At 48.5% G+C, this 25730-nt stretch carries 26 protein-coding genes; 25 read left to right on the top strand and 1 reads right to left on the bottom strand.

Annotation, left to right across the window (positions count from 1 at the left end; all coding sequences use genetic code 11):
• The first annotated feature begins 283 nt into the window (after positions 1-283).
• From BQ7367_RS12120 to BQ7367_RS12025, 20 genes are all read left to right on the top strand, one after another.
• Positions 284-754 (top strand): helix-turn-helix transcriptional regulator, encoded by a 471-nt coding sequence (locus BQ7367_RS12120; RefSeq protein WP_072525670.1) that lies wholly within the window; start codon positions 284-286, stop codon positions 752-754.
• A 103-nt stretch (positions 755-857) separates the two neighbouring features.
• Positions 858-2285, top strand: coding sequence for an ISLre2 family transposase (locus tag BQ7367_RS12115; RefSeq protein ID WP_200786773.1), 1428 nt, complete (start codon positions 858-860; stop codon positions 2283-2285).
• Between the two features lie 188 nt (positions 2286-2473).
• A complete protein-coding gene (locus BQ7367_RS12110) occupies positions 2474-3913 on the top strand; it encodes an acyl-CoA carboxylase subunit beta (protein ID WP_072525669.1) in 1440 nt (479 codons plus the stop codon).
• Positions 3914-3927: 14 nt separating this feature from the next.
• Positions 3928-4692 carry an OadG family transporter subunit gene (locus tag BQ7367_RS12105; RefSeq protein ID WP_072525668.1) on the top strand — a complete coding sequence of 255 codons (765 nt, stop codon included), beginning with the start codon at positions 3928-3930 and terminating at the stop codon, positions 4690-4692.
• A gap of 15 nt (positions 4693-4707) precedes the next feature.
• A complete protein-coding gene (locus BQ7367_RS12100; protein ID WP_072525667.1) occupies positions 4708-5079 on the top strand; it encodes a biotin/lipoyl-containing protein in 372 nt (123 codons plus the stop codon).
• Positions 5080-5104: 25 nt separating this feature from the next.
• Complete coding sequence (locus BQ7367_RS12095) at positions 5105-6256, top strand: sodium ion-translocating decarboxylase subunit beta (RefSeq protein ID WP_072525666.1); 1152 nt, start codon at positions 5105-5107, stop codon at positions 6254-6256.
• A gap of 18 nt (positions 6257-6274) precedes the next feature.
• Positions 6275-7690: an oxaloacetate decarboxylase subunit alpha gene (locus BQ7367_RS12090; RefSeq protein WP_072525665.1), complete on the top strand. Its 1416-nt coding sequence runs from the start codon at positions 6275-6277 to the stop codon at positions 7688-7690.
• Between the two features lie 152 nt (positions 7691-7842).
• Positions 7843-9639, top strand: a complete 1797-nt coding sequence (locus BQ7367_RS12085) for an aminopeptidase P family protein (protein WP_072525664.1) — start codon at positions 7843-7845, stop codon at positions 9637-9639.
• A gap of 43 nt (positions 9640-9682) precedes the next feature.
• Positions 9683-10600: a MurR/RpiR family transcriptional regulator gene (locus BQ7367_RS12080; RefSeq protein ID WP_072525663.1), complete on the top strand. Its 918-nt coding sequence runs from the start codon at positions 9683-9685 to the stop codon at positions 10598-10600.
• Positions 10597-11856 (top strand): BaiN/RdsA family NAD(P)/FAD-dependent oxidoreductase, encoded by a 1260-nt coding sequence (locus BQ7367_RS12075; protein WP_072525662.1) that lies wholly within the window; start codon positions 10597-10599, stop codon positions 11854-11856. Before BQ7367_RS12080 ends, BQ7367_RS12075 begins: the two co-directional genes overlap by 4 nt.
• Before the next feature lie 110 nt (positions 11857-11966).
• Positions 11967-12539: a CatA-like O-acetyltransferase, family 2 gene (locus BQ7367_RS12070; protein WP_235837622.1), complete on the top strand. Its 573-nt coding sequence runs from the start codon at positions 11967-11969 to the stop codon at positions 12537-12539.
• Between the two features lie 96 nt (positions 12540-12635).
• A complete protein-coding gene (cmk, locus tag BQ7367_RS12065; protein ID WP_072525661.1) occupies positions 12636-13292 on the top strand; it encodes a (d)CMP kinase in 657 nt (218 codons plus the stop codon).
• 40 nt (positions 13293-13332) lie between these two features.
• Positions 13333-14184 carry a 4-hydroxy-3-methylbut-2-enyl diphosphate reductase gene (ispH, locus tag BQ7367_RS12060; RefSeq protein WP_072525660.1) on the top strand — a complete coding sequence of 284 codons (852 nt, stop codon included), beginning with the start codon at positions 13333-13335 and terminating at the stop codon, positions 14182-14184.
• Positions 14165-15280 carry a 30S ribosomal protein S1 gene (gene rpsA / locus BQ7367_RS12055; RefSeq protein WP_072525659.1) on the top strand — a complete coding sequence of 372 codons (1116 nt, stop codon included), beginning with the start codon at positions 14165-14167 and terminating at the stop codon, positions 15278-15280. The genes ispH and rpsA overlap by 20 nt, the downstream gene beginning before the upstream one ends.
• Before the next feature lie 296 nt (positions 15281-15576).
• The gene (gene rsxC / locus BQ7367_RS12050; protein ID WP_072525658.1) at positions 15577-16896 is read left to right on the top strand and encodes an electron transport complex subunit RsxC; all 1320 of its coding nucleotides are present in this window, start codon (positions 15577-15579) and stop codon (positions 16894-16896) included.
• A 16-nt stretch (positions 16897-16912) separates the two neighbouring features.
• The gene (locus tag BQ7367_RS12045; protein WP_072525657.1) at positions 16913-17848 is read left to right on the top strand and encodes an RnfABCDGE type electron transport complex subunit D; all 936 of its coding nucleotides are present in this window, start codon (positions 16913-16915) and stop codon (positions 17846-17848) included.
• Positions 17845-18459, top strand: coding sequence for an RnfABCDGE type electron transport complex subunit G (locus BQ7367_RS12040; protein WP_072525656.1), 615 nt, complete (start codon positions 17845-17847; stop codon positions 18457-18459). The genes BQ7367_RS12045 and BQ7367_RS12040 overlap by 4 nt, the downstream gene beginning before the upstream one ends.
• Positions 18452-19240, top strand: a complete 789-nt coding sequence (gene rsxE / locus BQ7367_RS12035; RefSeq protein ID WP_083588937.1) for an electron transport complex subunit RsxE — start codon at positions 18452-18454, stop codon at positions 19238-19240. The genes BQ7367_RS12040 and rsxE overlap by 8 nt, the downstream gene beginning before the upstream one ends.
• Positions 19241-19831, top strand: coding sequence for an electron transport complex protein RnfA (locus BQ7367_RS12030; protein ID WP_072525655.1), 591 nt, complete (start codon positions 19241-19243; stop codon positions 19829-19831).
• Positions 19832-19844: 13 nt separating this feature from the next.
• Positions 19845-20639: an RnfABCDGE type electron transport complex subunit B gene (locus BQ7367_RS12025; RefSeq protein ID WP_072525654.1), complete on the top strand. Its 795-nt coding sequence runs from the start codon at positions 19845-19847 to the stop codon at positions 20637-20639.
• Between the two features lie 716 nt (positions 20640-21355).
• On the opposite strand, the gene BQ7367_RS12020 is transcribed toward BQ7367_RS12025, so the two are convergent.
• Positions 21356-22258, bottom strand: coding sequence for an FAD:protein FMN transferase (locus BQ7367_RS12020; RefSeq protein ID WP_328586530.1), 903 nt, complete (start codon positions 22256-22258; stop codon positions 21356-21358).
• Positions 22259-22559: 301 nt separating this feature from the next.
• Between BQ7367_RS12020 and BQ7367_RS12015 the strand changes: the two genes are divergently transcribed.
• The 5 genes from BQ7367_RS12015 (at position 22560) to zapA (ending at position 25673) form a co-directional block, all read left to right on the top strand.
• Positions 22560-22916: a NusG domain II-containing protein gene (locus BQ7367_RS12015; RefSeq protein ID WP_072525652.1), complete on the top strand. Its 357-nt coding sequence runs from the start codon at positions 22560-22562 to the stop codon at positions 22914-22916.
• 57 nt (positions 22917-22973) lie between these two features.
• Positions 22974-23468, top strand: coding sequence for a Gx transporter family protein (locus BQ7367_RS12010; RefSeq protein ID WP_072525651.1), 495 nt, complete (start codon positions 22974-22976; stop codon positions 23466-23468).
• A 48-nt stretch (positions 23469-23516) separates the two neighbouring features.
• A complete protein-coding gene (ruvA, locus tag BQ7367_RS12005; protein ID WP_072525650.1) occupies positions 23517-24125 on the top strand; it encodes a Holliday junction branch migration protein RuvA in 609 nt (202 codons plus the stop codon).
• A 30-nt stretch (positions 24126-24155) separates the two neighbouring features.
• Positions 24156-25163 (top strand): Holliday junction branch migration DNA helicase RuvB, encoded by a 1008-nt coding sequence (ruvB, locus tag BQ7367_RS12000; RefSeq protein WP_072526208.1) that lies wholly within the window; start codon positions 24156-24158, stop codon positions 25161-25163.
• A 99-nt stretch (positions 25164-25262) separates the two neighbouring features.
• Positions 25263-25673, top strand: a complete 411-nt coding sequence (gene zapA, locus BQ7367_RS11995) for a cell division protein ZapA (protein ID WP_072525649.1) — start codon at positions 25263-25265, stop codon at positions 25671-25673.
• The last annotated feature ends 57 nt before the right edge of the window (positions 25674-25730 follow it).

Below are 25730 nucleotides of genomic sequence, written 5' to 3'. Positions count from 1 at the left end.
CCTTTTTGTACATTTGGGAAGCAAGATAGAAACCAAAAGCCATCTGCAACATCAGATCTGTCAGAAAAGCCGGGGAAGAGGGAAAGATGAAATTTCAGGGAAAGACTTCCAAATGGTTCAAGGCATTGATCGTTGTGGTCAATGCTGTTTTTATATATGTCAATAAAACGTGCGGAAGTGAAAACTATGATTGGTAGTATTCTTGCTGCAGAACTTTTATAATAAGCGGGCAACTGATTTTTATGACAGATTTTAACATACCGGAAAATGAGGAGGAATCACAATGAATTTAGGCAACAATTTATATCAGGCCCGTAAGAAAAAAGGGCTTTCGCAGGAAGAGGTCGCAGAAAAGTTAGGCGTGACCCGACAGACCATCTCAAAATGGGAGACGGACGAAACAATTCCGGATATCCGCCAGGCGAAACGACTGGCAGTTCTGTATGGCCTGTCGTTGGACGAGCTGATCGAATTTGATATGGATGTACAGGAAATACAGGAAATCATTGAGAAGACCAGCGAGGAACTGACATCCAAAATTGACTGGACAAAGGCGTGGAGCAGGAAATATCCCATTCTTGCACAATATCAGAGTGAGGTAGATATATCTTATTACGCAGAAAAACTGCTCCGGCTTCTGATCGATCTGGAGAAGAAATATGGTTATAATGAACTGAATTCGATGCTGGTCCTGAAAGATATTCTTGCCACAGTCTGGAAAAGCAGAAAAAATCCAGGTAATCTTAGAGTATAATTATCATTGGCAAAAATAAAGGGAAGAGATCGAAACCTCTTCCCAATCATACAGATTTATCTTATTGTTTAATTGACGAAAAAAAACATAAGGAGTCTGTATGATGAGTTTAATGATAAAGGAAAACGGCGTAACATTCAAGGAGTTGGAGAAAAATATTTATGCATGGATCTGCCAGATCGGAAGAGAGTTCACAAAAGAGTTCCTGGAGCGGTATGACAGGATGCTGATGGAGGGCAGGGACAAGAAGAAATACAGAAATAAAGGTGCCAGACAGACAACCGTAAAAACCGTGTATGGGGAAGTAACCTATCAGAGGACCGTTTATGAAGTGACCGAAGAAGACGGGACCAGACGTTTTGTATATCTGCTGGACGAGACACTGGAGTTGGATCAAGTAGGCTTGATCTCAACGAACATGGCGGAACTGCTGGTAAAAGGGATCACAGAACTGTCTTACAGGGAGTGCGCCTTACAGGTCAGTGAAATGACAGGACAGACCATCAGTGCGATGGGGGTATGGAACGTCATCCAGGCGTTAGGGAAAAAGGTCTGCGAGGACGAAGCTGAGTTGACAGAAGCATATAAGAAAGGCCATGTGAAAGGGAAACGAGAGGTTCCTGTTCTGTTTGAAGAAGCAGACGGAGTTTATATCAAACTGCAGGGAAAGGACAGAAAAGAGGAAAAACAGGATAAATCAGAGATCAAGATCGGGATTGCTTATGCCGGGTGGCGGAAAACCGGTCCGGATCGTTATGCGCTGGAAAATAAAGTGGTAGTTGCCGGATTTGCCAAAGCAAAAGAGTTCCAGGAATACCGGGAGGCGGCAATCGCACAGGAGTTTAACCTGGATGAGGTAGACCAGAGGATCTTAAATGCGGACGGAGCGTCCTGGATCAAGAAAGTGAAAGATAAAAGCACCTGTTTTCAGTTAGACCCGTTTCACCGGAACAAAGCTGTGAAAGAAAAAATTCATGAACCGGCTGCGAGGGATGCTGTTTTAGAACTGATAAAAGAAGAAGAGATCGAAGAAGTATTCCGGTATCTGGAGAACTATCGGAATAGCCTGAGTGATGAAGCTGAGATTGAAGATGTAGAAGACCTGATCCGTTATTATGAGAACAACCGTGAAGGGCTTGTGCCTTACCAATCCCAGGATCTGGAGCTGCCAGATCCGCCGGAGGGGCTGGAATACCGGAACATGGGGACAATGGAAAATCATGTGTGGAGTGTGATCGCGAAACGGATGAAACACGGGCACAGAAGTTGGAGCCGGCAAGGCGGGAACCATCTGGCGAAGATCCTGGCCAAAAAATGCAGCGGAAAGCTGCATGAAGTGACAGAAGGTCTGAGAAAACCGGTATTTGAAGAAGAAAAAGTAGAAGAGTTATACGGCGAGATCCTGATGTCAGCGAAGGCACCAAAGAAAGACGGAAAGGGCTATCAATATCCAGCAGTAGGACATGTAGTTGGATTGGATGGAAAGATACAGGGAGAGAGAAAGCGACTGCTGTACATGGCTGGATATTAGAAACCAGAAAAAGGACTGTTTGAACAAAAAAGATAAATCGAAAAGGAAGTTGCCAACGATTACTTGACAGTAACCCAGGTAATTTATAAATATTTTAGAATTGAAATTCTGAAATTACTGGTTTATACTATAATTGGCAGAAATTTTTGTTTAATTCCAACAAATTTTTAAATATGGAGGGCTAGGATATGAGCTACAATGCAACAGGAAACTCAGCAAGCAGACGAATTGCCACATTGCTTGATGAGGGCAGCTTTGTTGAGATCGGCGGTGCTGTTACTGCCAGAAGTACGGATTTCAACATGCAGGAAAAAGAGACTCCGTCCGACGGTGTTATTACCGGATACGGAGTGATCGACGGCAACCTTGTATATGTATACAGCCAGGATGCCGAAGTTCTCAATGGGGCAATCGGAGAGATGCACGCGAAGAAGATCGCGAACATCTATGACATGGCCATGAAGATGGGCGCGCCGGTGATCGGACTGATCGACTGCGCGGGTCTGAGGCTTCAGGAAGCGACAGACGCTCTGGAGGCGTTTGGCAGTCTGTATTACAAACAGACGATGGCTTCCGGAGTGGTGCCACAGATCGCGGCTATTTTCGGCATGTGCGGAGGCGGCCTTGCAGTAGTTCCGGGACTGGCCGATTTTACTTTTATGGAGGAAAAAGAAGGAAAACTTTTCGTAAATTCTCCAAACGCACTGGCAGGTAATGAGATCTCCAGATGCGATACTTCCAGCGCCCAGTATCAGAGCGCTACAGCAGGACTTGTGGACGGGATCGGATCAGAGGCTGAGATCCTGGGACAGATCCGTTCGCTTGTGTGTATGATCCCTGCAAATTATGAAGATGATCTCTCCTACGAGGAGTGTACAGATGACCTGAACCGTGTATGTGCGGGAATCGCGGACGCGGCAGAAGATGCTGCCATTGCCCTGTCCCAGATCGCGGACGACCAGATTTTCTTTGAGTTAAAGAAAGACTATGCCCGGGAGATGGTGACCGGATTTATCCGTCTCAACGGTATGACAGTGGGCGCTGTGGCAAACCGTACAAAAATGTATGGCGCGGATGGAACAGTAGAAGAATCTTACGACTGCGCCCTTACAGTAGACGGATGTAAGAAAGCTATCGATTTCGTGAATTTCTGTGACGCGTTTTCCATTCCGGTGCTGACGATGACGAATGTTGCCGGATTCGCGGCTACTGTGGAGTCTGAGAAAAATATGGCGAGAGCAGCGGCACGGATGACATATACCTTCGCAAACGCCACAGTTCCGAAAGTAAATGTTATTATTGGAAAAGCTTACGGAAGCGCCTATGTGGCAATGAACAGCAAATCCATCGGAGCGGATATGGTGTACGCCTGGCCTCAGGCTCAGATCGGGATGATGGATTCCTGTCTGGCGGCAAAGATCATGTACGCGGACGCGGACGCGGATACACTGAAAGAGAAAGCAGCCGAGTATGAAAAGCTGCAGTCCAGCCCGCAGTCAGCGGCTGCAAGGGGATATGTGGATGCCATTATCGAGCCGTCTGATACAAGAAAATATGTGATCGGCGCTTTTGAGATGCTGTTCACTAAAAGAGAGGACCGGCCGGATAAGAAACACGGTACGGTTTAGTGAGGTGAGGCGAAGTGAAGAAGAAAATCAGTTTATTGGGACTTGCCCTCATCCTTGTCCTTGGATTTACGGGGTGCAGCAAGTCCGACACAACAGAATATGATCAGACAGAGCTTGAACTGTACGCTGACACGATCATTCAGAGCTTCAGCGCGATGGAAGATGAAAATTTTGATTATTTTACGGAAATGTCTGATCTCGAGCTCGATATATATATGCTCAACACGGGTATTCCGGTTTCAGGAGAGAACTTCCTGAGCATGATCGACGCATGGAAAGCGGGAGAGGATGAATGCGGCGCTTTTGTCGGTCTGGAAGACTATAAGATGGAAACGACGGGTGACAGCGCAACGCTGACAGCGAACGCAGATTTTGAAGACAGAGACGGAACCATCGAATTTGTATTTGATGAAAAAGGCGATATGGAGAGCATGACAGTAGCCGCTCGATATTCAACCGGCGAGATCCTGCAGAAAGCGGCACTCAATACGATCATCTGTATGGGAACCGTGTTTGTCGTACTGATCTTTATCTCATTTATTATATCGCTGCTTAAATGGATACCGGTCCTTGAAAAGAAGCTCCGGAAAAATCCGCTTGAGGAAGCGGCTGCTGATGAAAACGCTACTGCTTTGGAAACGGCGGCAGTTACAGATGAGACAGATGATACAGAGCTTGCGGCCGTGATAGCGGCGGCTGTAGCTGCGGCGGAAGGTACATCGGCGGACAGTTTTGTCGTTCGTTCGATCAAAAGAAGAAGATCAAATAAATGGAATTAATCAGGAGGGTCAAAAATGAAAAATTATACGATCACAGTAAATGGAAATGTTTATGATGTAACGGTAGAAGAAAAAGGCGCCGGCGCGGCACCGGCACCGGCGGCAAGACCGGCTGCTCCCAAGGCTGCTCCCGCTCCGGCACCTGCGGCGGCGCCGAAGGCAGTGGGCGCCGGCAAGATCCAGGTAAAAGCAGGCGCTGCGGGAAAAGTATTCCAGATCCCTACAACGGTTGGACAGAGTGTAGAGCCCGGAGATCCGGTTGTCGTCATTGAGGCAATGAAAATGGAGATCCCCGTTGTGGCCCCTGAGGCAGGAACGATCGCCAGCATTGATGTGGCAGTGGGCGATGCTGTTGAGGCAGGAGCAGTACTGGCTACGTTAAATTAGTTTACTGGACCAGGAGGTTTGACAAATGGAATATATTTCAAATACGATGGGGAATCTCATAGAGCAGACTGCTTTTATGAACCTGACAGTGGGAAACCTGATCATGATCGGTGTGGCCTGCATTTTTCTCTATCTGGCAATAAGACACGGCTTCGAGCCGCTCTTGCTTGTCCCGATCGCTTTCGGCATGCTGCTTGTCAATATTTATCCGGATATTATGATCCATCCGGAAGACGCGTCTAACGGGACAGGCGGACTGCTGTATTATTTCTATGTACTTGATGAATGGTCTATCCTTCCCTCTCTGATTTTCCTTGGAGTGGGAGCGATGACAGACTTTGGCCCTCTGATTGCGAATCCGAAGAGCTTTCTGCTTGGAGCGGCGGCACAGTTCGGTATTTTTGCCGCATATCTGGGCGCAATGGCAATGGGATTCTCGGACAAGGCAGCGGCAGCTATTTCTATTATCGGAGGCGCTGACGGACCGACATCCATCTTCCTTGCCGGAAAGCTGCAGCAAACGGCGATCCTGGGACCGATCGCGGTGGCCGCATATTCGTATATGTCACTGGTGCCGATCATTCAGCCGCCGATCATGAAACTCCTTACAACGGAAAAGGAACGTAAGATCAAAATGGAACAGCTCCGTCCGGTGTCAAAACTGGAAAGAATTCTCTTCCCGATCATTGTCACCATTGTTGTCTGCGTGATCCTTCCGACAACGGCACCGCTGGTCGGTATGCTGATGCTCGGCAATCTGTTCCGGGAGTCCGGAGTGGTAAGGCAGCTCACGGAAACGGCTTCCAATGCACTTATGTATATCGTAGTTATCCTGCTGGGTACATCTGTGGGAGCAACTACAAGCGCGGAGGCTTTCCTGAATATGGATACGATCAAGATCGTTATCCTCGGTCTGATCGCGTTTGCGTTCGGCACAGCTGCCGGAGTCCTGTTCGGTAAACTTATGTGCTGGGTGACGAAAGGAAAAGTGAATCCGCTCATCGGTTCCGCCGGTGTATCCGCTGTCCCGATGGCAGCTCGTGTATCCCAGAAGGTGGGTTCTGAGGCTGATCCGACGAACTTCCTTTTGATGCACGCAATGGGCCCGAACGTAGCGGGTGTCATTGGTACCGCGGTGGTGGCCGGAACGTTTATGGCGATCTTTGGCGTTAAGTAATATATGGAGGACAAATAAATGGCAGAAATAGAAAAGAAACCGGTAAAAATAGTAGAGACCATTCTGCGTGACGCGCATCAGTCTCTGATCGCTACCAGAATGACAACAGAACAAATGCTTCCCATTATTGAGAAAATGGATAAAGTCGGTTACCATGCCGTAGAGTGCTGGGGAGGAGCTACTTTTGACGCGTCTCTGCGTTTTCTCAAAGAGGACCCATGGGAGAGGCTCCGGAAGTTCCGTGACGGATTCAAAAATACGAAACTGCAGATGCTGTTCCGAGGACAGAATATTCTCGGATACCGTCCATACGCGGACGATGTGGTGGAATATTTTGTACAGAAGTCTGCGGCGAACGGGATCGATATTATCCGTATTTTCGACTGTCTCAATGATATCCGCAATCTTCAGACAGCTGTCACAGCGGCAAACAAAGAAAAAGCACATGCGCAGGTGGCCATGTCCTATACACTGGGTGACGCATATACGCTGGACTACTGGGTGGACCTTGCGAAGAGAATCGAGGATATGGGCGCAAATTCAATCTGTGTAAAGGATATGGCAGGTCTGCTCTGCCCCTATCAGGCAACAGAACTTGTCACTGCACTGAAAGAAGCGGTGGAGATACCGATTGAAATGCATACACACTATACATCCGGTGTGGCGGCCATGACATATCTGAAATCCGTGGAGGCTGGTGCGGATATCATCGATACCGCCATCTCTCCCTTCGCCCTCGGGACATCCCAGCCGGCGACAGAAGTTATGGTGGAAACTTTCAGGGGAACGCCGTACGACACCGGACTGGATCAGAATCTGCTTGCAGAGATTGCCGACTATTTCCGTCCGATCAAAGACGAAGCCCTTAAGAGCGGCCTGTTAAATCCGACCAATCTTGGAGTTAACATTAAGACTCTCCTCTATCAGGTACCGGGAGGAATGCTTTCGAACCTGACGTCTCAGCTGAAAGAGCAGGGGGCGGAAGATAAATTCTATGAAGTGCTGGAAGAAGTGCCACGGGTGCGGAAAGACCTTGGAGAGCCGCCGCTGGTAACACCTTCCTCACAGATCGTGGGAACACAGGCGGTCCTCAATGTACTGATGGGTGAGCGCTATAAAGTGGCTACTCAGGAGACAAAGGATATCCTGGCAGGAAAATATGGAGCTACGGTAAAACCTGTGAATCCGGATCTTCAGAAAAAGATCCTTGGAGAGGACGCGGAGATTATTACCTGCCGTCCGGCGGATCTGATCCCCAATGAACTGGATACGCTCCGCAATGAGTGCGGGCAGTGGATCCAGCAGGATGAAGACGTGCTGACATACGCGCTCTTCCCGCAGGTTGCCGTTGATTTCTTTAAATACAGACAGGCACAGCAGACAAAGATTGACGAGACTGTGGCTGACACAGAAAATGGCGCGTATCCGGTATAATCGCCGCCGTCAGATGAAATAGCGCCAGTCAGGGCTATGACCGCATCCCGGCCCCGGAGGAGAAATACCCTCCGGGACCGGGACGGTGTTGTTTTGGGCAGTTTTATCAAAACAGTCTGCCAGATAAGAATGACAGTCAGGGAGGAACACAGATGAAGATCAGAGAACGTATCGGAGGCCTGCGCGCAGAAATGAACCGGCAGAAGATTGACATTTATATCATTCCGTCAACCGACGCTCATTCCAGTGAATATGTAGGGGAATATTTTAAGGCCCGTCAGCATATGACAGGGTTTACCGGATCTGCGGGGACAGCAGTGTTCACGAAAGATAAGGCAGCGCTTTGGACAGACGGGCGGTATTTCATACAGGCAGAACAGGAGCTGACAGGAACAGGCATCACACTCTGCAAATCAGGTGAGCCGGACTGTGATACTATCGAACAGTTTTTAAGAAAAGAACTCCCCGCCGGAGGAACGATCGGCTTCGATGGCAGGACAATGGGCGTTTCCGAAGGAAAAATATATGAAGAGATCGCGATAGAAAAAGCAGGAACTGTCCACTTCCAGACAGATCTTGTAGGAAGGATCTGGAAGGTTCGCCCGGCGCTTCCTGCTGAAAAGGCATTTCTTCTTGCCAAAAGATATACAGGAGAAAGCACGGCATCCAAACTGGAACGCGTCAGAGCGTTTATGGACGAGAAGGGGGCAGATATTCATCTTCTGTCCAGCCTGGATGATATCGCATGGCTCCTGAACGTGAGAGGAAACGATGTGGCCTACTGTCCCCTTATTCTGTCATACCTGCTGCTGTATAAAGATCACGCAGAAATTTATGCGGATGGGAGAAAATTTTCGGAAGAGATTCAAAAAGAATTTGACAAAAACAATATTTTCATCCATGATTATGAACAGATTTATAAAGCCGTTGAAAATCTTCCAAAGGACAGCAGGATCCTGCTGGATCCCGGGCGGGTGAATTACAGCCTGTATCAGAAGATCCCAGGGGAAGTCAGAATGATCGAACAGGAAAATCCGGAGATCCGGATGAAATGCGTCAAAAATCACATTGAGGTGAAAAATATAAAGAACGCTCATCTCAAGGATGCTGTAGCCGGCATCCGATTTATGCGCTGGCTGAAGAAGAAGGCGGAAAGCGGAGAAATCCGCGCGCTTTCGGAACGCTCTGTGTCGCAGAAACTGGAAGATTTCCGGCGGGCCCAGGAGGGGTATCTGGAAGCCAGTTTTGAGCCGATCAGCGCTTTTGCGGAACATGGAGCCATCGTTCATTACAGCGCTTCCGAGGAAAGTAACGCGCCGCTCGATACAGGAAGCTTTCTGCTGATGGACACCGGCGGTCATTATCTGGAAGGTTCCACGGATATTACCCGGACCTTCGCGCTGGGAGAAGTCCCGAAAAAGCAGAAGGAAGATTTTACTTTAGTGGCCCGGGCCATGCTCCGTTTGATGAATACACGATTCCTTTACGGATGCAGCGGAGCAAATCTGGACTGTATCGCGAGAGAGGTCTTCTGGAAGGAAAAAGTGAATTTTAATCATGGGACAGGACACGGAGTGGGATATCTGACGAACGTCCACGAAGCTCCGATCAGTTTCCGATGGAAAGAAGGCAGTCAGCCGGCCCCCGTCCTGGAGCGGAACATGGTGATCACGGACGAGCCGGGGATTTATCTGGAGGGCTCTCATGGCATCCGTCTGGAAAATGAGCTTCTGGTCTGTGCGGATGAGAAAAACGAATATGGACAGTTTATGAGATTTGAACCGCTCACGTTTGTGCCCATTGATCTGGATGCGATCGTTCCTGAGAAAATGTCGGCAGAAGAGAAGAAAATGCTTAATGACTACCATTCTGAGGTGTACAGAAAAACCGAGTCCTTCCTGGACGCAGAAGAAAAAGAATGGCTGAAGCGTTATACCCGTCCGGTTTGATAAATCAAAAAAGGAGAAACCAAATCAAGCAGGGGATAGAAAGATGGAAGTAACAGAAACCACGACCAATGAATTGATCCTACGGATCGAAGAAAAATATGAAAAGATGAGCAAGGGACAGCGGAAGCTGGCAGATTATATCCGGGAAAATTATGACAAAGCCGTTTTCCTTACAGCGGCCAGACTGGGAGAGACCGTCGGTGTCAGTGAATCCACTGTAGTCCGGTTTGCCATCCAGCTGGGCTATAAAGGGTATCCGGGCTTTCAGAAAGCTTTGGAAGAACTGGTCAGGACCAAACTGAACTCGATCCAGCGGATGGAGGTAACCTATGGACGGATCAGCCAGAGCGAGATCCTTGAGAGTGTCCTCCAGTCGGATATCGATAAGATTAAACAGACGCTTTCAGATATTGATCATAAAGCTTTTAATCTTGCCGTTGAGACGATCCTTTCTTCCAGGAGGATCTATGTTGTGGGGATCAGAAGCTGCGCGCCTCTTGCGTCATTTTTAGGATATTATCTGAATCTGATCTGTGAGAATGTGAGTGTGGTGGACACGGCAAGTTCCAGTGAGATTTTTGAACAGCTCATACGGATCAGTGAGAAAGATGTGATCATCGGTATCAGCTTCCCGCGGTATTCCATGCGGACCTTGAAAGCGCTGGAATTCGCCAGCAACCGGCAGGCAAAGGTCATCACTTTGACAGACAGCGTCCATTCACCTATTAATCTGTATTCGTCATGTAATCTGATCGCCCGCAGCGATATGGCATCCATCGTGGATTCTCTGACCGCTCCTCTCAGCGTGATCAATGCACTGGTGGTAGCTCTGTGTATGAAAAAGCAGAAAGAAGTGGTGTCCACACTGGAAATGCTGGAGAGGATCTGGGGAGAATATAAAGTCTACAGCAGAGATGAGCTGTCCCCGGCGGACGCTTCCTTTACGGAGGCAGAAGAATGAGCCGGATCGCGGTCATCGGAGGCGGAGCGGCCGGAATGATGGCAGCCATATCCGCTGCCCGCAGCGGGAAGAAAGTGATTCTTTTTGAAAAAAATGAAAAGCTGGGAAAGAAACTTTTTATCACAGGGAAAGGCAGATGCAATCTGGCAAACGCGGCAGATACAGAGGATCATTTTGCGGCGGTCGTCAGCAACCCTAAATTCCTGTACAGCAGCTTTTATACATTTACCAACTGGCAGATCATAGATTTTTTTGAAGAACTGGGAGTGAAGACAAAAACAGAACGGGGCGGGAGAGTGTTCCCCGCGTCAGATCATTCGTCTGATGTGATCCGGGCACTGGACCGGGAGATGCGAAGACTGGGCGTTAAGATTCGTCTTGAAACGGAAGTAAAAGAGCTGATGACAGAGAAAATCGAAGAAGAAAAACGTGCAGTGGGTGTCCGGCTGCGTTCCGGGGAAATTGTAAATGCTGACGCGGTGATCGTGGCCACAGGCGGACTTTCCTATCCCTCTACAGGCTCTACAGGGGACGGATATCGGTTCGCCAGAGACTGCGGACATCATGTAACAGAACTGTCGCCGGCTCTGGTCCCGATGGAAGTGAAAGAATGGTACGCCAGAGAGCTGATGGGACTGTCTCTCAGAAATATAAAGATCCGTGTGACAGACGGGAAAAAGAAGCTGTACGAAGAGTTCGGTGAGATGTTGTTTACTCACTATGGAGTAACGGGGCCTGTGATTTTAAGTGCCAGCAGTATTGCCGGGAGATACCTGAAAGAAAAGCCCCTGACTCTCCATATCGATCTGAAGCCGGCTCTTGACGAAGAACAGTTGGATAAGAGAGTCCTGCGAGAGTTTGAGGCAAATCATAACCGGCAGTTCAAGAATGCGGTGGACAGTCTGTTTCCTGCAAAATTGCGGCCGGTGATGATCGAGCTGTCCGGTATTCCGGAGGAAAAGAAAGTCCACGATATCACCAAAGAAGAACGTATGGCTTTTGTAAAGCTGATCAAAGATTTCAGGATGACACTGACAGGCCTGCGCGGGTATAACGAGGCGATTATCACCAGAGGAGGGGTTTCGGTCAGGGAGATCGATCCCGGGACGATGGAGTCAAAATTGATAAAAAGCCTGTATTTTGTTGGTGAGGTGGTTGATCTGGATGCCGTCACCGGAGGATATAACCTTGAGATTTCGTGGTCCACGGGATATCTGGCAGGGATCAGCGCACCTGGAGATTTTAACGACGGATGAGGGTGCCGGAAAAATGAGTCCGAAGAGACGACAGATCGTCATAGAAAGGAGAACGGATGAGAGAGATTGATCCGCTGAAAACGAAGCGAGCCGCCAGCTGAAAGTTATATATTGACGCACCCATGCCTATGGTGACGATATTTAAAACGTTGGATATTACAAATCTGGTAAAACTTAAACATTCAGGATATCAGCTGAATATGCTGATGTGCTATTGTATCGGGCTTGCGGCTTCCGGGACAGAAGAACTTTATCTGCTTTCTGCAGGAAAAAAGATGTTCGAGTTTGACCGGCTTGGTATCAGTGTGATCGTTTTAAACCAGAATGGCGGAATCAATTCCTGCGACATCCCTTTCACTCCGGAACTGGAGGAATTCAGACGAAACTACAGTACCCTGACCCGGGAGGTGAACCTTACCTGCCGGGATCGTGAGATCAAAGACCATATGATAATCGGCACGTCAGCTCTGGTAAAATATGATATCGATGGTGTTGTCAATATGTACAGTGGGATTTTCAACAATCCATTTCTGATATGGGGAAGATACCGGGAGGATCGTGACGCGGTCCGGCTGCAGATTTCATTTCAGTTCCATCACGTACAGATGGACGGCATGGAGGCATGTCGGTTCCTGGAAGATCTGCAGAAATCTGTCAATGAGACCGCAGACAGATTTCTGTAAAAACACATACGTAATCATATCCGGATAAAAGTCTTGTATGAAGATACATATCCGGGTATACTGAATTCTGTTAAAAAAGATTTGAGAGGAGACACAATGGGTTATAACGTAGCGGTGGACGGGCCGGCTGGCGCGGGGAAAAGTACGATCGCGAAGCTGGTGGCAAAGGAAAAGGGATATATTTATGTGGATACAGGCGCAATGTACCGTGGGCTCGCGATCCATTTTCTGAAAAAAGGGATCGATCCTGATGACAGGCAGGCTGTGGCTAAAGCCTGCGAAGACGCGGAGGTGACTATCGGCTATGAGGATGGAGTACAGCAGGTGTATTTAAACGGAGAAAATATTACTTCCATGCTCCGTACAGAAGAGGTTGGGAATATGGCGTCCAGGACCTCTGCCATTCCTGCGGTGCGCCAGAAGCTTCTGGAGCTGCAGCGGTCCCTGGCCAGAGAGCAGGATGTCATCATGGACGGGAGAGATATCGGTACAAATATCCTGCCTGACGCAGATGTAAAGATCTACCTGACAGCCAGTGTAAAGACACGGGCAAAACGCCGGTATGAAGAACTTAAGGAAAAGGGAGAACCCTGCGACCTTAAGTCCATTGAGCACGACATCCGGGAGAGGGACGAAAGGGATATGACACGAAAGATCGCTCCCCTGAAACAGGCAGATGACGCCATACTTGTAGACAGCTCCGACATGACGATCGAAGAAGTGGTACGTACTATATGCGGGTACTGCCGATGAATGGAAATCAGGGAAAAGCCCCGGACAGGAGGCGGATATTATGCAGGTGATCAGAGCAAAGACGGCAGGTTTCTGCTTTGGAGTAAAAAGGGCGGTGGACACTGTCTACGAACAGCTGGAGAAATCTTCCAGCCCGATCTATACTTATGGCCCGATCATCCACAATGAAGAGGTGGTCAGGGATATGGAAAGCCGGGGAGTGTCCGTAGTTCGCACAGAAGCAGAACTGGACGATCTGACAGAAGGAACAGTTATTATCCGTTCCCACGGGGTAGAAAAACGGATCTATGATAAGCTGGAGGAAAAAGGAATCCGGATCGTGGATGCCACCTGTCCTTTTGTAAAAAAGATCCATAACATTGTCAAGAAAGAAAGTTCACAGGGTGCCTGTGTTATCATAATCGGCGATCCGGAACATCCGGAAGTAAAGGGGATCCGGGGATGGGCGGGCGACCGTGCCGCGGTGGTGCAGAACAGTAAGGAAATAGACGAACTTGTTTTCGACAAAAAAGAGAAAATATGTGTCGTGTCCCAGACGACATTTAATTACAATAAATTTCAAGATCTAGTTGAAATTATCAGGAAAAAGTGGTATGATGCAATTGTTTTAAATACAATCTGTAATGCGACAAAAGAGCGTCAGACTGAGGCAAAAAGCATTGCAGAATCGGTGGATGCTATGATAGTGATTGGTGACAAACATAGTTCCAATACCCAGAAGTTATTTGAAATCTGCCACAGGGCATGTAACAATACGTACTATATTCAGACACTTGACGATTTGGATTTGAATCAATTAGGGTCAGTGGAAACAGTAGGTATTACAGCAGGGGCATCCACGCCCAACAATATAATTGAGGAGGTTCAAAATAATGTCAGAATTATCTTTTGAACAGATGTTAGACGAATCATTCAAAACAATCCACAACGGAGAGGTAGTCGAAGGTACAGTCATTGATGTGAAACCGGATGAAATCATTCTGAACATCGGATATAAGGCCGATGGGATCATCACTAAGAATGAGTATTCCAATGATCAGTCGATCGACCTTACGACTGTGGTTTCTGTCGGGGATACAATGACGGTTAAAGTCCTGAAAGTGAATGATGGAGAAGGCCAGGTCCTTCTTACATATAAAAGGCTTGCTGCCGAGAAAGGGAATGAAAGACTTCGCGAAGCTTACGAAAACAAGGAAGTTCTCAAGGCTACAGTCACCCAGATCCTCGGCGGCGGAATCTGCGCCACAGTTGATGAAGTCAGAGTCTTTATTCCCGCGAGTCTTGTCTCGGATTCTTACGAAAAAGATCTTGGCAAGTACGAAGGCCAGGAGATCGAGTTCGTGATCAGCGAATTCAATCCCAGAAGAAACCGTGTGATCGGTGACAGAAGACAGCTGCTCGTCGCGGAGCGTGCCGAGCGCCAGAAAGAACTCTTCGCAAGGCTTCAGATCGGCGACAGAATCGAGGGTACTGTTAAGAATGTAACGGACTTCGGCGCTTTCGTAGATCTTGGCGGAGTTGACGGACTTCTTCATATTTCCGAGATGTCCTGGGGCAGAGTGGAAAATCCGAAGAAAGCATTTCATGTTGGCGACAAGCTGACAGTACTGGTCAAAGATATCCATGATACGAAGATCGCTCTCAGCCTGAAATTCCCGGAGACAAATCCGTGGGCAAACGCGGCGGAAGATTTTGCCGTAGGCAAGATCATTACGGGAAAGGTAGCCCGTATGACAGACTTTGGAGCATTCGTAGAACTGGCGCCGGGAGTGGACGCTCTCCTTCATGTATCTCAGATATCCAGAGAACATGTCGACAAGCCGTCAGATGTTCTTTCCATCGGGCAGGAGATCACAGCCAAGATCGTGGATCTGAATGAGGAAGAAAAGAAGATCAGTCTGAGTATGAAGGCTCTTGAAGCGGAATATACATCTGAAGTAGAGGCAGCGGAATATGTTTCAGAGGAAACAGAAGACACAGAAGAATAATCCGTCATTTATTTAAATAATATATATCGGGACAGTATTACATGACAGTGACAAAAGAGTCGATCGTATGTCTGTGATATTGTTCCGATATTTTTTGTGTTTTTTACAATATTGTATAAAATTCACAAGGTCATGTTAAAAAAACAACAAGATGTTCGCATAAATATACAATTTTTGTCGGGGAATGACTGGATTTTGAATCTACATTTTAGTACAATAATATTACTGCAAAATAAGGCACAGACCGGTATTCTGACTGTCTGCCGAAGCTGTGCCGTGGAGAAAGGAAGAGAAGAATGGGACTTCTGACGTTTAAAGGCGGAATTCATCCGGATGACGGGAAACGTTTCTCGAGAGATCAGGCGATCCAGGCTCTTTTACCAAAAGGAGATCTGGTCTATCCTCTTTCTCAGCACATCGGCGCTCCGGCGAATCCGGTCGTAAAGAAAGGGGATCATGTTCTCAGGGGACAGATGATCGCGGAAGCGGGAGGTTTCGTCTCGGCTCCTGTGTATTCTTCTGTGTCCGGAACAGTCAAGGGCCTGGAATATCATTTCAGCCCCGCGGGCAGCAAAGTAGAATGTATCGTGATCGAAAATGACGGGGAATATCAGGAGGCAGAATATGAGCCTGTCAGACCTCTTAAGGAAATGAAAAGCGAGGAAATCCTCGAAAAGATCGGCAGAGCCGGTATTGTGGGTATGGGAGGAGCCGGATTCCCGACAAGGGTAAAGCTTTCTCCGAAGGAACCGGAAAAGATCGAGTATATCATTGCCAACGGCGCGGAATGCGAGCCTTATATTACAGCGGATCACCGCCGGATGCTGGAGAATACGGAAGAACTTGTAAGCGGCATGCGGGTGGTGTTATCGCTGTTTCCCAACGCAAAAGGATATTTCGCGGTGGAGGACAATAAAAAAGACTGTATTGAAAAGCTGAAAGCCGCGGTGGCCGATGAGCCCAGAATGGATGTCAGGGTGCTGATGACAAAATATCCACAGGGCGCCGAGCGGCAGCTGATCTATGCAGTGACAAAACGGGCTATCAATTCTTCCATGCTGCCCGCGGACGCCGGATGCATCGTCGATAATGTGGAGACTTTGATCGGGATCCATCATGCCGTGATCGATGGAAAACCTTTAATGGAACGCGTGGTCACAGTCAGCGGTGACGATATTGCCGCACCGGGAAATTTCAAAGTCCTGCTGGGAACCAGTCATCAGGAATTGATCGAAGCGGCCGGCGGATTTATCGAACAGCCGGAAAAGCTGATCTCAGGCGGACCGATGATGGGATTTGCCATGGTGACAGCAGAAGCGCCGGTGACAAAGACTTCTTCAGCCATTCTGGCGTTCCGGAAAGATGTGGTGTCTCAGAATCCGGAAACGGCATGCATCAACTGCGGCAGATGTGTTGAAGTCTGTCCCAGCCGGATCCTGCCTTCCAGACTGGCAGATTACGCCCGGAGGCACGACGAGGAAAGTTTTGTGGCGATGAACGGGCTGGAGTGTGTGGAATGTGGCTCCTGCAGTTATGTATGTCCGGCAAAACGGCCATTGAAACAGGCAATTGGCTCGATGCGCAAGATCGCTCTTGCGAATAAGAGAAAAAAGTAAGAGAGGAGACGGAAAATTGAACGAGAATTATAAAGTATCATCATCGCCGCACATCCGTGACAGGATCAAGAGCAGCAATATCATGCTCATGGTTGTGATAGGGCTTCTTCCGGCCACTCTCTTCGGAATCTGGAATTTCCGTCATGAGAATGCCTGGATCCTGGTCGCAGTCACGACAGCATCAGCGGTTTTGGCAGAATATATCTACGAAAAACTGATGCACAAACCGGTGACGATCAATGATTTCAGCGCAGTTGTCACAGGACTTCTTCTGGCACTGAATCTTCCTCCCACACTGCCCTGGTGGATGGGAGTTGTAGGAGCTGTGTTCGCCATCGTGGTCGTAAAGCAGCTGTTCGGAGGTCTCGGGCAGAATTTTATGAACCCCGCGCTGGCCGGCCGGTGTTTTCTCCTGATCTGTTTTTCTGCCAGGATGACATATTTCGTATATGACGGAGTGACAGGGCCTACGCCTCTTGCCAATTTGAAAGCAGGCGAGGCTGTAAATACAATGGATATGCTGCTGGGAAATATCCGCGGCACGATCGGAGAGACATCCGTGATCGCGATCATGATCGGAGCGATGTTCCTCCTTCTGATGGGCGTGATTGATCTGCGTATACCAGGATCTTATCTGGTTTCATTTGTGATTTTTATTGTGATCTTTGGCGGACACGGATTTGATCCTCAGTACATAACCGCTCATCTGTGCGGCGGAGGAATCATGCTGGGAGCATGGTTTATGGCTACTGATTATGTAACGGCCCCCATCACAAGCAGTGGAAAGATTATTTATGGTGTGTGTATGGGATTGCTGACGGGCCTGTTCCGTCTTTTCGGACCATCAGCCGAAGGCGTATCCTACGCGATCATTTTAAGCAATCTTTTAGTTCCGCTGATAGAGAAGGTCACCCTTCCAAAACCTTTTGGCAAAGGAGGCTGGAAATCATGAATAAGATCATTAAAAACACACTGATCCTTACAGCCATTACCGTTGTTTCCGGCTGTCTGCTGGGAATCGTGTACGATATTACAAAAGAACCGATCGCCATTGCCCAGGAGAACACAAAACAGGAAGCTTTCCGGGCCGTTCTTCCTGATGCGGCTTCATTTGATACATATACAGATCTTGACACCAAAAGCGCTGCGGCTCTGTTGAGTGAAAACGGTTATTCTTCTGATGATATCACCGAAGTGGCTGTGGGAAAAGACGAGGGCGGCGAGATCGTCGGCTATGTGATTAATGTCACTTCTCACGAGGCTTATGACGGGGAACTTCAGATTTCTGTGGGAATCGCCGCTGACGGAACGGTGAAAGGTATCGAGATGCTTTCCATCACCGAAACGGCCGGACTGGGCATGAAAGCAGACGAAGAAAATTTCAAAGAACAATTCCGGGATAAGAAAGTAGAGAAATTTACTTATACAAAGACCGGAGAGGACGGCGATGACATGATCGACGCCATCAGTGGGGCGACGATCACGACCAATGCCGTCACAAACGCTGTAGATTCTGCACTTGTGTATTTCCAGAGTGAGTTAGGGGGCGGTGTCAATGAATAGATGCACAGAACGTATTTTTAACGGACTTGTCAAAGAGAACCCCACCTTTGTACTGATGCTTGGAATGTGTCCCACACTGGCGGTTACCACATCCGCAATAAACGGGATCGGCATGGGCCTTTCCACAACGGCGGTTCTGGTCATGTCGAATCTTTTGATCTCCATGCTGAGGAAGATCATTCCGGATTCTGTCAGAATGCCGGCGTTTATCGTGGTCGTGGCATCCTTTGTCACAATCGTGGATTTTCTTCTGGAAGGATTTGTCCCGAGCCTGTACTCTTCCCTCGGGCTTTATATACCGCTGATCGTAGTCAACTGTATCATCCTCGGAAGAGCAGAAAGCTATGCCTCGAAAAACCCGCCGCTGCCGTCTATGTTCGACGGGATCGGCATGGGGCTCGGTTTTACCGTCGGTCTTACTTCCATCGGTATTGTCAGGGAAGTTATCGGAGAAGGAAAGATCTTCGGCTTTCAGATCATGCCGGATTCTTATGAGCCGTTTACAATCTTTATCATGGCTCCCGGAGCCTTCCTCGTGCTGTCGTGTCTTGTGGCCCTTCAGAATAAGGTCAAAAGAAATCTTGCGAAACGAGGAAAAGAAGTTCCCGTATCTGCCGGATGCGGTGAAGGCTGCGCGGCCTGCGCCAGCAAAGGGATCTGCGGTGGACATCTGATCGAAATCGAACCGGAAAGTTCCGGCAAAGGGACTGTCCCGGATGTGCGGACAGAAGAGGGCCAGAATGAGACAGAAAAAACGAAAATGGAACAGGAGGAGAATTAAATGCAGGAATTAATCTTGATCGCAGTCAGCTCTGCGTTTGTAAATAATGTCGTGCTCAGCCAGTTCCTCGGAATCTGTCCCTTCCTTGGAGTCTCCAAAAACGTAAAGACTGCCGCCGGTATGGGCGGAGCAGTCGTGTTTGTCATTACAATCGCGTCCTTTGTGACCGGACTGATCTACAAATTTATTCTTGGAAATGAGAATATCATGGGAGGCGAGCTGGAATATCTGAATACGATCGTATTCATCCTTGTCATTGCCGCACTGGTCCAGTTTGTAGAGATGTTCTTAAAGAAGGTTATGCCTCCGCTTTACAATGCTCTCGGCGTATATCTTCCGCTGATCACAACAAACTGCGCGGTTCTCGGAGTGGCACTGACGAATGTAGAAGACGGATACGGCCTGCTGACAGGAGTAGTCAACGGATTTGCCACTGCCACCGGCTTCCTCATATCAATCGTACTGATGGCCGGAATCCGTGAAAAGATCGAATATAATGACGTGCCGGAATCCTTCCGGGGGACACCGATCGTCCTGGTAACAGCCGGGCTGATGGCGATTGCCTTTATTGGATTCTCGGGGCTGATATAGGAGGGAAGATAACATGAGTATAACTGGTATTATCCTGGCAACTGTGATCGTAGGCGGCACAGGGCTGTTCATAGGTGTCTTCCTTGGCATCTCCGGAAAAAAGTTCGCTGTCGAGACGGATGAACGAGAGGAAGCGATTCTGGAAGTCCTTCCCGGTAATAACTGTGGAGGCTGCGGGTATGCGGGCTGTTCCGGCCTGGCGGCCGCGATCGTGGCCGGGGAAGCTGAAGCGGGAGGCTGTCCGGTAGGAGGCACCCCGGTGGCTGAAAAAATCGGTCAGATCATGGGGGTGGACGTGTCGGCACAGGAGAGAATGACCGCTTTTGTTAAATGCGGTGGAACCTGTGAAAAGGCAAAGACCGAATATGAATATTATGGAATCAAGGACTGCATCATGGCCAGCCAGATGCAGGACGGAGGGGCGAAAGGATGCGCTTACGGATGCCTCGGATATGGATCCTGTGTGGATGCCTGTATGTTCGATGCCATCCATATCGTGGACGGGATCGCCGTAGTGGATAAAGAAGCCTGCAAAGCCTGCGGGAAGTGCGTGGAGGTCTGTCCAAAACATTTGATCGAGCTGATCCCGTATAAGCAGCGTACTTTCGTACAATGTAATTCAAATGAAAAGGGAAAGGTTCTTATGGATACATGCCAGGTCGGATGTATCGGCTGCCGTCTCTGCGAAAGGAGTTGTGAGGCGGGCGCTGTCACCGTGAATAATTTCCTGGCTCATATAGATCCGGAAAAATGTACGAACTGCGGAGTGTGCGCAGAAAAATGCCCGCGAAAGATCATAAAGATGTAAATCTGAGTTTGTTGGGGCTGGATGTGGACGCCGTGGGAGGATAGATAAACCTTAGGGAATAGAAAAAAGCCGGTATCGGAAAAACGTATTCTGCGGCAACAGAATGGGTGGACCTACCTCCGTTCCGGAATCCGGGAAAACATAAAGGGACTTAGAACTCGCCTAAACACAAAGCAATCCGATGAGCAACTCGCGTTCGCTCAGACAATCTCATCGGATTGCTTAACGGCGGTCCTAAGTCCCTTAAGTTTTCCATCGGATTCCTCCAAAGTCGCCGGTCCACCCATCTGCTGCCGCAGAAAGGTCCTTCCGATCGATGTTCTTTCCCTGCCCTATACTTTATCTCCTCTTTGGCGTCACAATTCATCCCCGTCAATCTCGCGATTATGAAGTAAGACGAAAATGGAACATCATTGAAGAAAAAGACATATACGGATCTTTGGCATATGTCTTCTGGCTTTTTGATGACGGGCTGTATAGTCGATAACGTTCCACTTTCACAATCACTTCTAAATCGCGAGAGTGTTGAGGGGAGAGGATAGGGAGCCGGGGAAGGAAGAGGTGTCCATCGAGGGCCGTGCAGCAACGCCGGCATTTAGGGCGCGTTCTTTGCGCCCTTATGTGCCGCTGCGTTGCAGCCCCGAGCGAAAGCGTGCCCGAGATGGATATCCTCTTCCTTACCCCGGCGGCCACATCCACTCTCGACAAACTCAGATTTATACTTCTGTGAGGGGAATATCGTCGCTGCTTAAGTGCATTTCTCCGCCTTTTGTTATGAAGATCGCTTCTACATCTTCTGTATTCCGGATTAATTCCATCCCTGCCTCCAGTCCCAGAGCGAAGCATGTAGTGCTCAGCGCGTCTCCGTCCGCGGAGCTGTCGGAGATAATGGTCACCTGATCCAGGTCATTCTGTACGGGATAACCGGTATCAGGATCCAGGATGTGGTGGTAAATTACTCCGTCTTTTTCAAAATACCGCTCGTAATCACCGGAAGATACAACGGATTTGTCGGTAACGCGGACAGCGGCCATGACAGTGCCGTTTTCGGCGAAAGGTTTCTGGATCCCGATCCGGAAATCACTCCCGTCATAACGTCCGCCAAGGGCGAGCATATTTCCGCCCAGATTGATAACGGCGTGCTCGATCCCTTCGCTTTCCAGGTACTCTTTCAGACGGTCCGCGATATACCCTTTTGCAATTCCTCCCAGATCGATTTTTGCTTCAGGATCGGTGAGAGTGATAGTATTTCCCTCTGTTTTTATACATCGGTAGTCTACATGGCGGACTGCTTCTGCCAATGTTTCTTCATCCGGAAGGATTCCTTCACTGTTGTCTTTAAAATTCCACAGGTCAGTGGCTGATGCGATCGTGATATCGAATTTTCCTCCGGAAAGATCTCCGTATTCTATGCCAAGGCGGATCAGGTCCGCAGTATCGTCAGATACAGTTACCGGGGTTCCATGGGAACGGTTGATCTTTGATACTTCACTGGTATCGATTGTAGGACTTAAAAGTTCCTCATAATAGATACACATGTCTTCACAGTGGTCCATGATTTCCTGATCCGCTCCCCAGGCTTCCACCTGAATGACCGTATCAAAATATATTCCTGTCATGACGAGAGATTCTGTATCCTGCAATTGAGTACATCCGCCTGTTATGACAGATAAAAAAGAGAAAAGCAGCAATAGAGCGACAAGGCGGGAGTTTCGTTTCGTGAATGTATGTTTCATCTGTTCTGGATATTCCTTTCCGTCCGGGTGTGTTGGAAAACTGTGTAAAAATCCTGAAGCTATTATAAACGGTTTCACAGGAAAGCACAACAGAAGAAATCACCGCACTCGAACATACAGTCGAACATAAGATTGCATAATAAAAAACGGTGTGCTATGATATTGAAGGTAAAGGGGTACGACTATGAAGAGAAATGACTGGCTGCTGGCTGCGGCGATCGCTGTGGCTGCTGTCCTTATACTATGTGTTCAGCTTTTTCGGGGGACGTCAGAAGAAGCTTTTGTTTCCGTCACTGTAGACGGAGAGCTCTTCGGTACTTACAGGCTGGATCAGGATCAGACGGTCTCTGTCAATGATACGAACAGACTGGTGATCCGGGACAGAACAGCCAGAATGGAATGGGCCTCCTGTCCGGATCAGATCTGTGTGTATCACCGGGAAATCAGCCGGGAAGGGGAGAGTATCATCTGCCTTCCCAATCAGGTTGTAGTGTCTGTCGAAAGTCCAGATAAAAGCGGATTGGACGGCATTTCCCAGTAAGACAGGATGACGGATCGTGAAAAGAAACAGAATAGCAGATACAGAGAGGAAACTTGATTGAAAAATAAAGTAGCATACTTCGGGTTATTTACGGCACTTGCTCTCATTTTCAGTTATGTGGAGACACTGATACCGTTCAATATCGGCATTCCCGGGATCAAACTTGGTCTGGCGAACCTGCTTATTGTTATTATCCTGTATAGTTCAGGATGGAAAGAAGCACTGCTCCTGTCAGTCGTGCGCATAGTACTGGCGGGGTTTTTCTTTGGAAATCTATTCAGTATTCTGTACAGCCTGGCGGGGGGAATCTTTAGTCTGGCCGTTATGGCACTGCTGAAAAAAAGCGGGAAGTTCAGCGTTGCAGGCGTAAGTATCGCTGGCGGAGTAAGCCACAACATCGGTCAGCTGGCTGTGGCTGTCATTGTCGTGGAGACCTATCAGGTGGGATATTATCTTCCGGTCCTTCTGGTTGCGGGAGCGGCCGCGGGACTGGTGATCGGGGTGATTTCCGGAGAAGTGCTGAAACGTGTGCAGAAAATCGGTATTTCATGACGGACAGAGAAAAAATATAGAATAACAGGAAAAGAAAAGGAAGGAAAAATGATCACTTATGTAAGAGGAGAACTTGCAGCGATAGAGGAAGACAGAGCGGTCGTGGATGTGGGAGGCGTCGGATACGGCGTATATATGTCCGGTCAGGCGCTTTCTCTGCTTCCGGAACCGGGAAATGAAGTAAAACTGTATACGTATCTGAATGTGAGAGAAGATGCCATGCAGCTTTTCGGATTTCTGACCAGGGATGATCTTGAGATATTCAAACTTGTGATTGGTGTGAGCGGGATCGGACCTAAGGGTGGGCTTAATATCCTTTCCAGCCTGTCGCCGGACGAGCTGCGGTTTGCCGTCATCTCCGGAGATGCCAAGACCATTTCGTCCGCTCCCGGGATCGGGAAAAAGACAGCAGAAAAACTGATCCTGGAACTGAAGGATAAAATCAATGTAGAGAGCATGCTTGATCATGCGGCTCATGAAGAAAAAGACCGTTTTCAGACAGAGGGCGGTGAGGCCGACATACAGACGGAAGCAGTTCAGGCTCTTGTGGCTCTTGGGTATACAAGTACGGAAAGTATGCGGGCGGTAAAGAAAACCTCCCCGGAATGCCGGACGGTGGAGGAGATATTGAAGGAGGCCCTTAAATATTTATTTTAGCCTTAATTGAAGGGAATCGATACAAAGATCATGGAAAGACGAATTATTACGACAGAAAATCTGGAAGAAGATATTAAGATCGAGGGGGAACTGCGCCCGCGGCTGCTGGATGAATATATCGGACAGGAGAAGACAAAACAAACGCTGAAGATCTATATTGAGGCCGCCAAAGCACGGAACGAGGCTCTGGACCATGTGCTTTTCTACGGGCCTCCGGGACTTGGCAAGACGACCCTTGCCGGTATCATCGCCAATGAAATGGGAGTCCATATGAAGGTGACTTCCGGACCTGCTATCGAAAAACCGGGAGAAATGGCGGCGATCTTAAACAGTCTTCAGGAAAATGATGTACTTTTTGTGGATGAGATCCATCGTCTGAACCGGCAGGTGGAGGAAGTGCTTTACCCTGCAATGGAGGATTTTGCCATTGACATTATGATCGGAAAAGGAGCCACAGCCCGGTCGATCCGCCTGAATCTTCCACGCTTTACCCTTGTGGGAGCAACGACCCGGGTGGGTATGCTGACGGCTCCCCTGCGGGACCGTTTTGGCGTGGTGGACCGTCTGGAATTTTATACCAACGAAGAACTGAAAACCATCATCCTCCGTTCGGCCAAAGTGCTGGAAGTGGAGATCGAAGAAGAGGGAGCTCTGGAGCTGGCCAGGCGTTCCAGGGGAACCCCCAGACTGGCAAACCGCCTGCTCAAGCGTGTTCGGGATTTCGCCCAGGTCAAATACGACGGAAAAATCACAAAAAAAGTTGCAGACTATGCTCTGGATCTGCTGGACGTGGATAAACACGGACTGGACCATATTGACCGGGGGCTCCTTCTGACGATGATAGAGAAGTTTCAGGGCGGTCCTGTGGGCCTGGATACACTGGCCGCTGCTCTTTCTGAAGACGCCGGTACCCTCGAAGATGTATACGAGCCCTATCTTCTGAAAAATGGATTTATCCAGCGGACACCGCGGGGCAGAGTGGTGACGGAGCTTGCCTACAGTCATCTGGGGATCCCTGTTCTGAAAAAGGAAGAATAGAGGACCGGTGGATCGCCGCGTCACAATTTGCCGAAAAAACAGTTGGTTTTTGCTGGTAAATCGTTTATAATAACAGATAAGAAACGCGAGGAGGATGTTATGAGTTCAGCAAAGCATTTTACAGAAGTTCTGATCGGAGGCAAGGTATATACTCTGAGTGGATTCGAAGGAGAAGAATATCTTCAGAAAGTATCTTCCTATCTTAATCACAAGATAACCGAGTGCGCGAACAGCGAGGGATACAGGAAGCAGAGCTCTGATACAAGAAATGTACTTCTCGCCCTGAATATCGCGGATGATTATTTTAAGGCAAAAAAGCAGGGAGATTCTCTCGAAAGTGATATTGAGCTGAAGGACAAGGAGATGTATGACCTCAAGCACGAGCTGATCTCCGTCCAGATCAAGCTGGAGAACGCAGAGAAAGAACTTGCCAAGATGAAGGAAGAAAACAATGATCTCCAGATGCAGATCGTAAAGCTGGAGACCGAGATGAAAAACCGCAGAAGATAAGGATAATAAGTGGGCTGTCAGAAAAGACAGCCCGTTTCATTCATATCAGAAAAGGAC

This window comes from Clostridium sp. Marseille-P3244 (genome assembly GCF_900120155.1).
Lineage (GTDB): Bacteria > Bacillota > Clostridia > Lachnospirales > Lachnospiraceae > Mediterraneibacter.
The sequence above is the reverse complement of the archived record's forward strand: the minus strand, read 5'-3'. Positions and strand labels throughout refer to the sequence as shown.

Coding starts and splice junctions, on each gene's coding strand:
- BQ7367_RS12095 (WP_072525666.1), top strand. CDS start 5,105: ATGGAATATATTTCAAATACGATGGGGAATCTCATAGAGCAGACTGCT.
- BQ7367_RS12090 (WP_072525665.1), top strand. CDS start 6,275: ATGGCAGAAATAGAAAAGAAACCGGTAAAAATAGTAGAGACCATTCTG.
- BQ7367_RS12020 (WP_328586530.1), bottom strand. CDS start 22,258: ATGACAGGAATATATTTTGATACGGTCATTCAGGTGGAAGCCTGGGGA.
- BQ7367_RS12115 (WP_200786773.1), top strand. CDS start 858: ATGAGTTTAATGATAAAGGAAAACGGCGTAACATTCAAGGAGTTGGAG.
- ruvA (WP_072525650.1), top strand. CDS start 23,517: ATGATCACTTATGTAAGAGGAGAACTTGCAGCGATAGAGGAAGACAGA.
- ruvB (WP_072526208.1), top strand. CDS start 24,156: ATGGAAAGACGAATTATTACGACAGAAAATCTGGAAGAAGATATTAAG.
- rsxE (WP_083588937.1), top strand. CDS start 18,452: ATGAATAGATGCACAGAACGTATTTTTAACGGACTTGTCAAAGAGAAC.
- cmk (WP_072525661.1), top strand. CDS start 12,636: ATGGGTTATAACGTAGCGGTGGACGGGCCGGCTGGCGCGGGGAAAAGT.
- BQ7367_RS12030 (WP_072525655.1), top strand. CDS start 19,241: ATGCAGGAATTAATCTTGATCGCAGTCAGCTCTGCGTTTGTAAATAAT.
- BQ7367_RS12120 (WP_072525670.1), top strand. CDS start 284: ATGAATTTAGGCAACAATTTATATCAGGCCCGTAAGAAAAAAGGGCTT.
- BQ7367_RS12040 (WP_072525656.1), top strand. CDS start 17,845: ATGAATAAGATCATTAAAAACACACTGATCCTTACAGCCATTACCGTT.
- BQ7367_RS12025 (WP_072525654.1), top strand. CDS start 19,845: ATGAGTATAACTGGTATTATCCTGGCAACTGTGATCGTAGGCGGCACA.
- BQ7367_RS12075 (WP_072525662.1), top strand. CDS start 10,597: ATGAGCCGGATCGCGGTCATCGGAGGCGGAGCGGCCGGAATGATGGCA.
- BQ7367_RS12110 (WP_072525669.1), top strand. CDS start 2,474: ATGAGCTACAATGCAACAGGAAACTCAGCAAGCAGACGAATTGCCACA.
- rpsA (WP_072525659.1), top strand. CDS start 14,165: ATGTCAGAATTATCTTTTGAACAGATGTTAGACGAATCATTCAAAACA.
- BQ7367_RS12085 (WP_072525664.1), top strand. CDS start 7,843: ATGAAGATCAGAGAACGTATCGGAGGCCTGCGCGCAGAAATGAACCGG.
- ispH (WP_072525660.1), top strand. CDS start 13,333: ATGCAGGTGATCAGAGCAAAGACGGCAGGTTTCTGCTTTGGAGTAAAA.
- zapA (WP_072525649.1), top strand. CDS start 25,263: ATGAGTTCAGCAAAGCATTTTACAGAAGTTCTGATCGGAGGCAAGGTA.
- BQ7367_RS12100 (WP_072525667.1), top strand. CDS start 4,708: ATGAAAAATTATACGATCACAGTAAATGGAAATGTTTATGATGTAACG.
- rsxC (WP_072525658.1), top strand. CDS start 15,577: ATGGGACTTCTGACGTTTAAAGGCGGAATTCATCCGGATGACGGGAAA.
- BQ7367_RS12015 (WP_072525652.1), top strand. CDS start 22,560: ATGAAGAGAAATGACTGGCTGCTGGCTGCGGCGATCGCTGTGGCTGCT.
- BQ7367_RS12080 (WP_072525663.1), top strand. CDS start 9,683: ATGGAAGTAACAGAAACCACGACCAATGAATTGATCCTACGGATCGAA.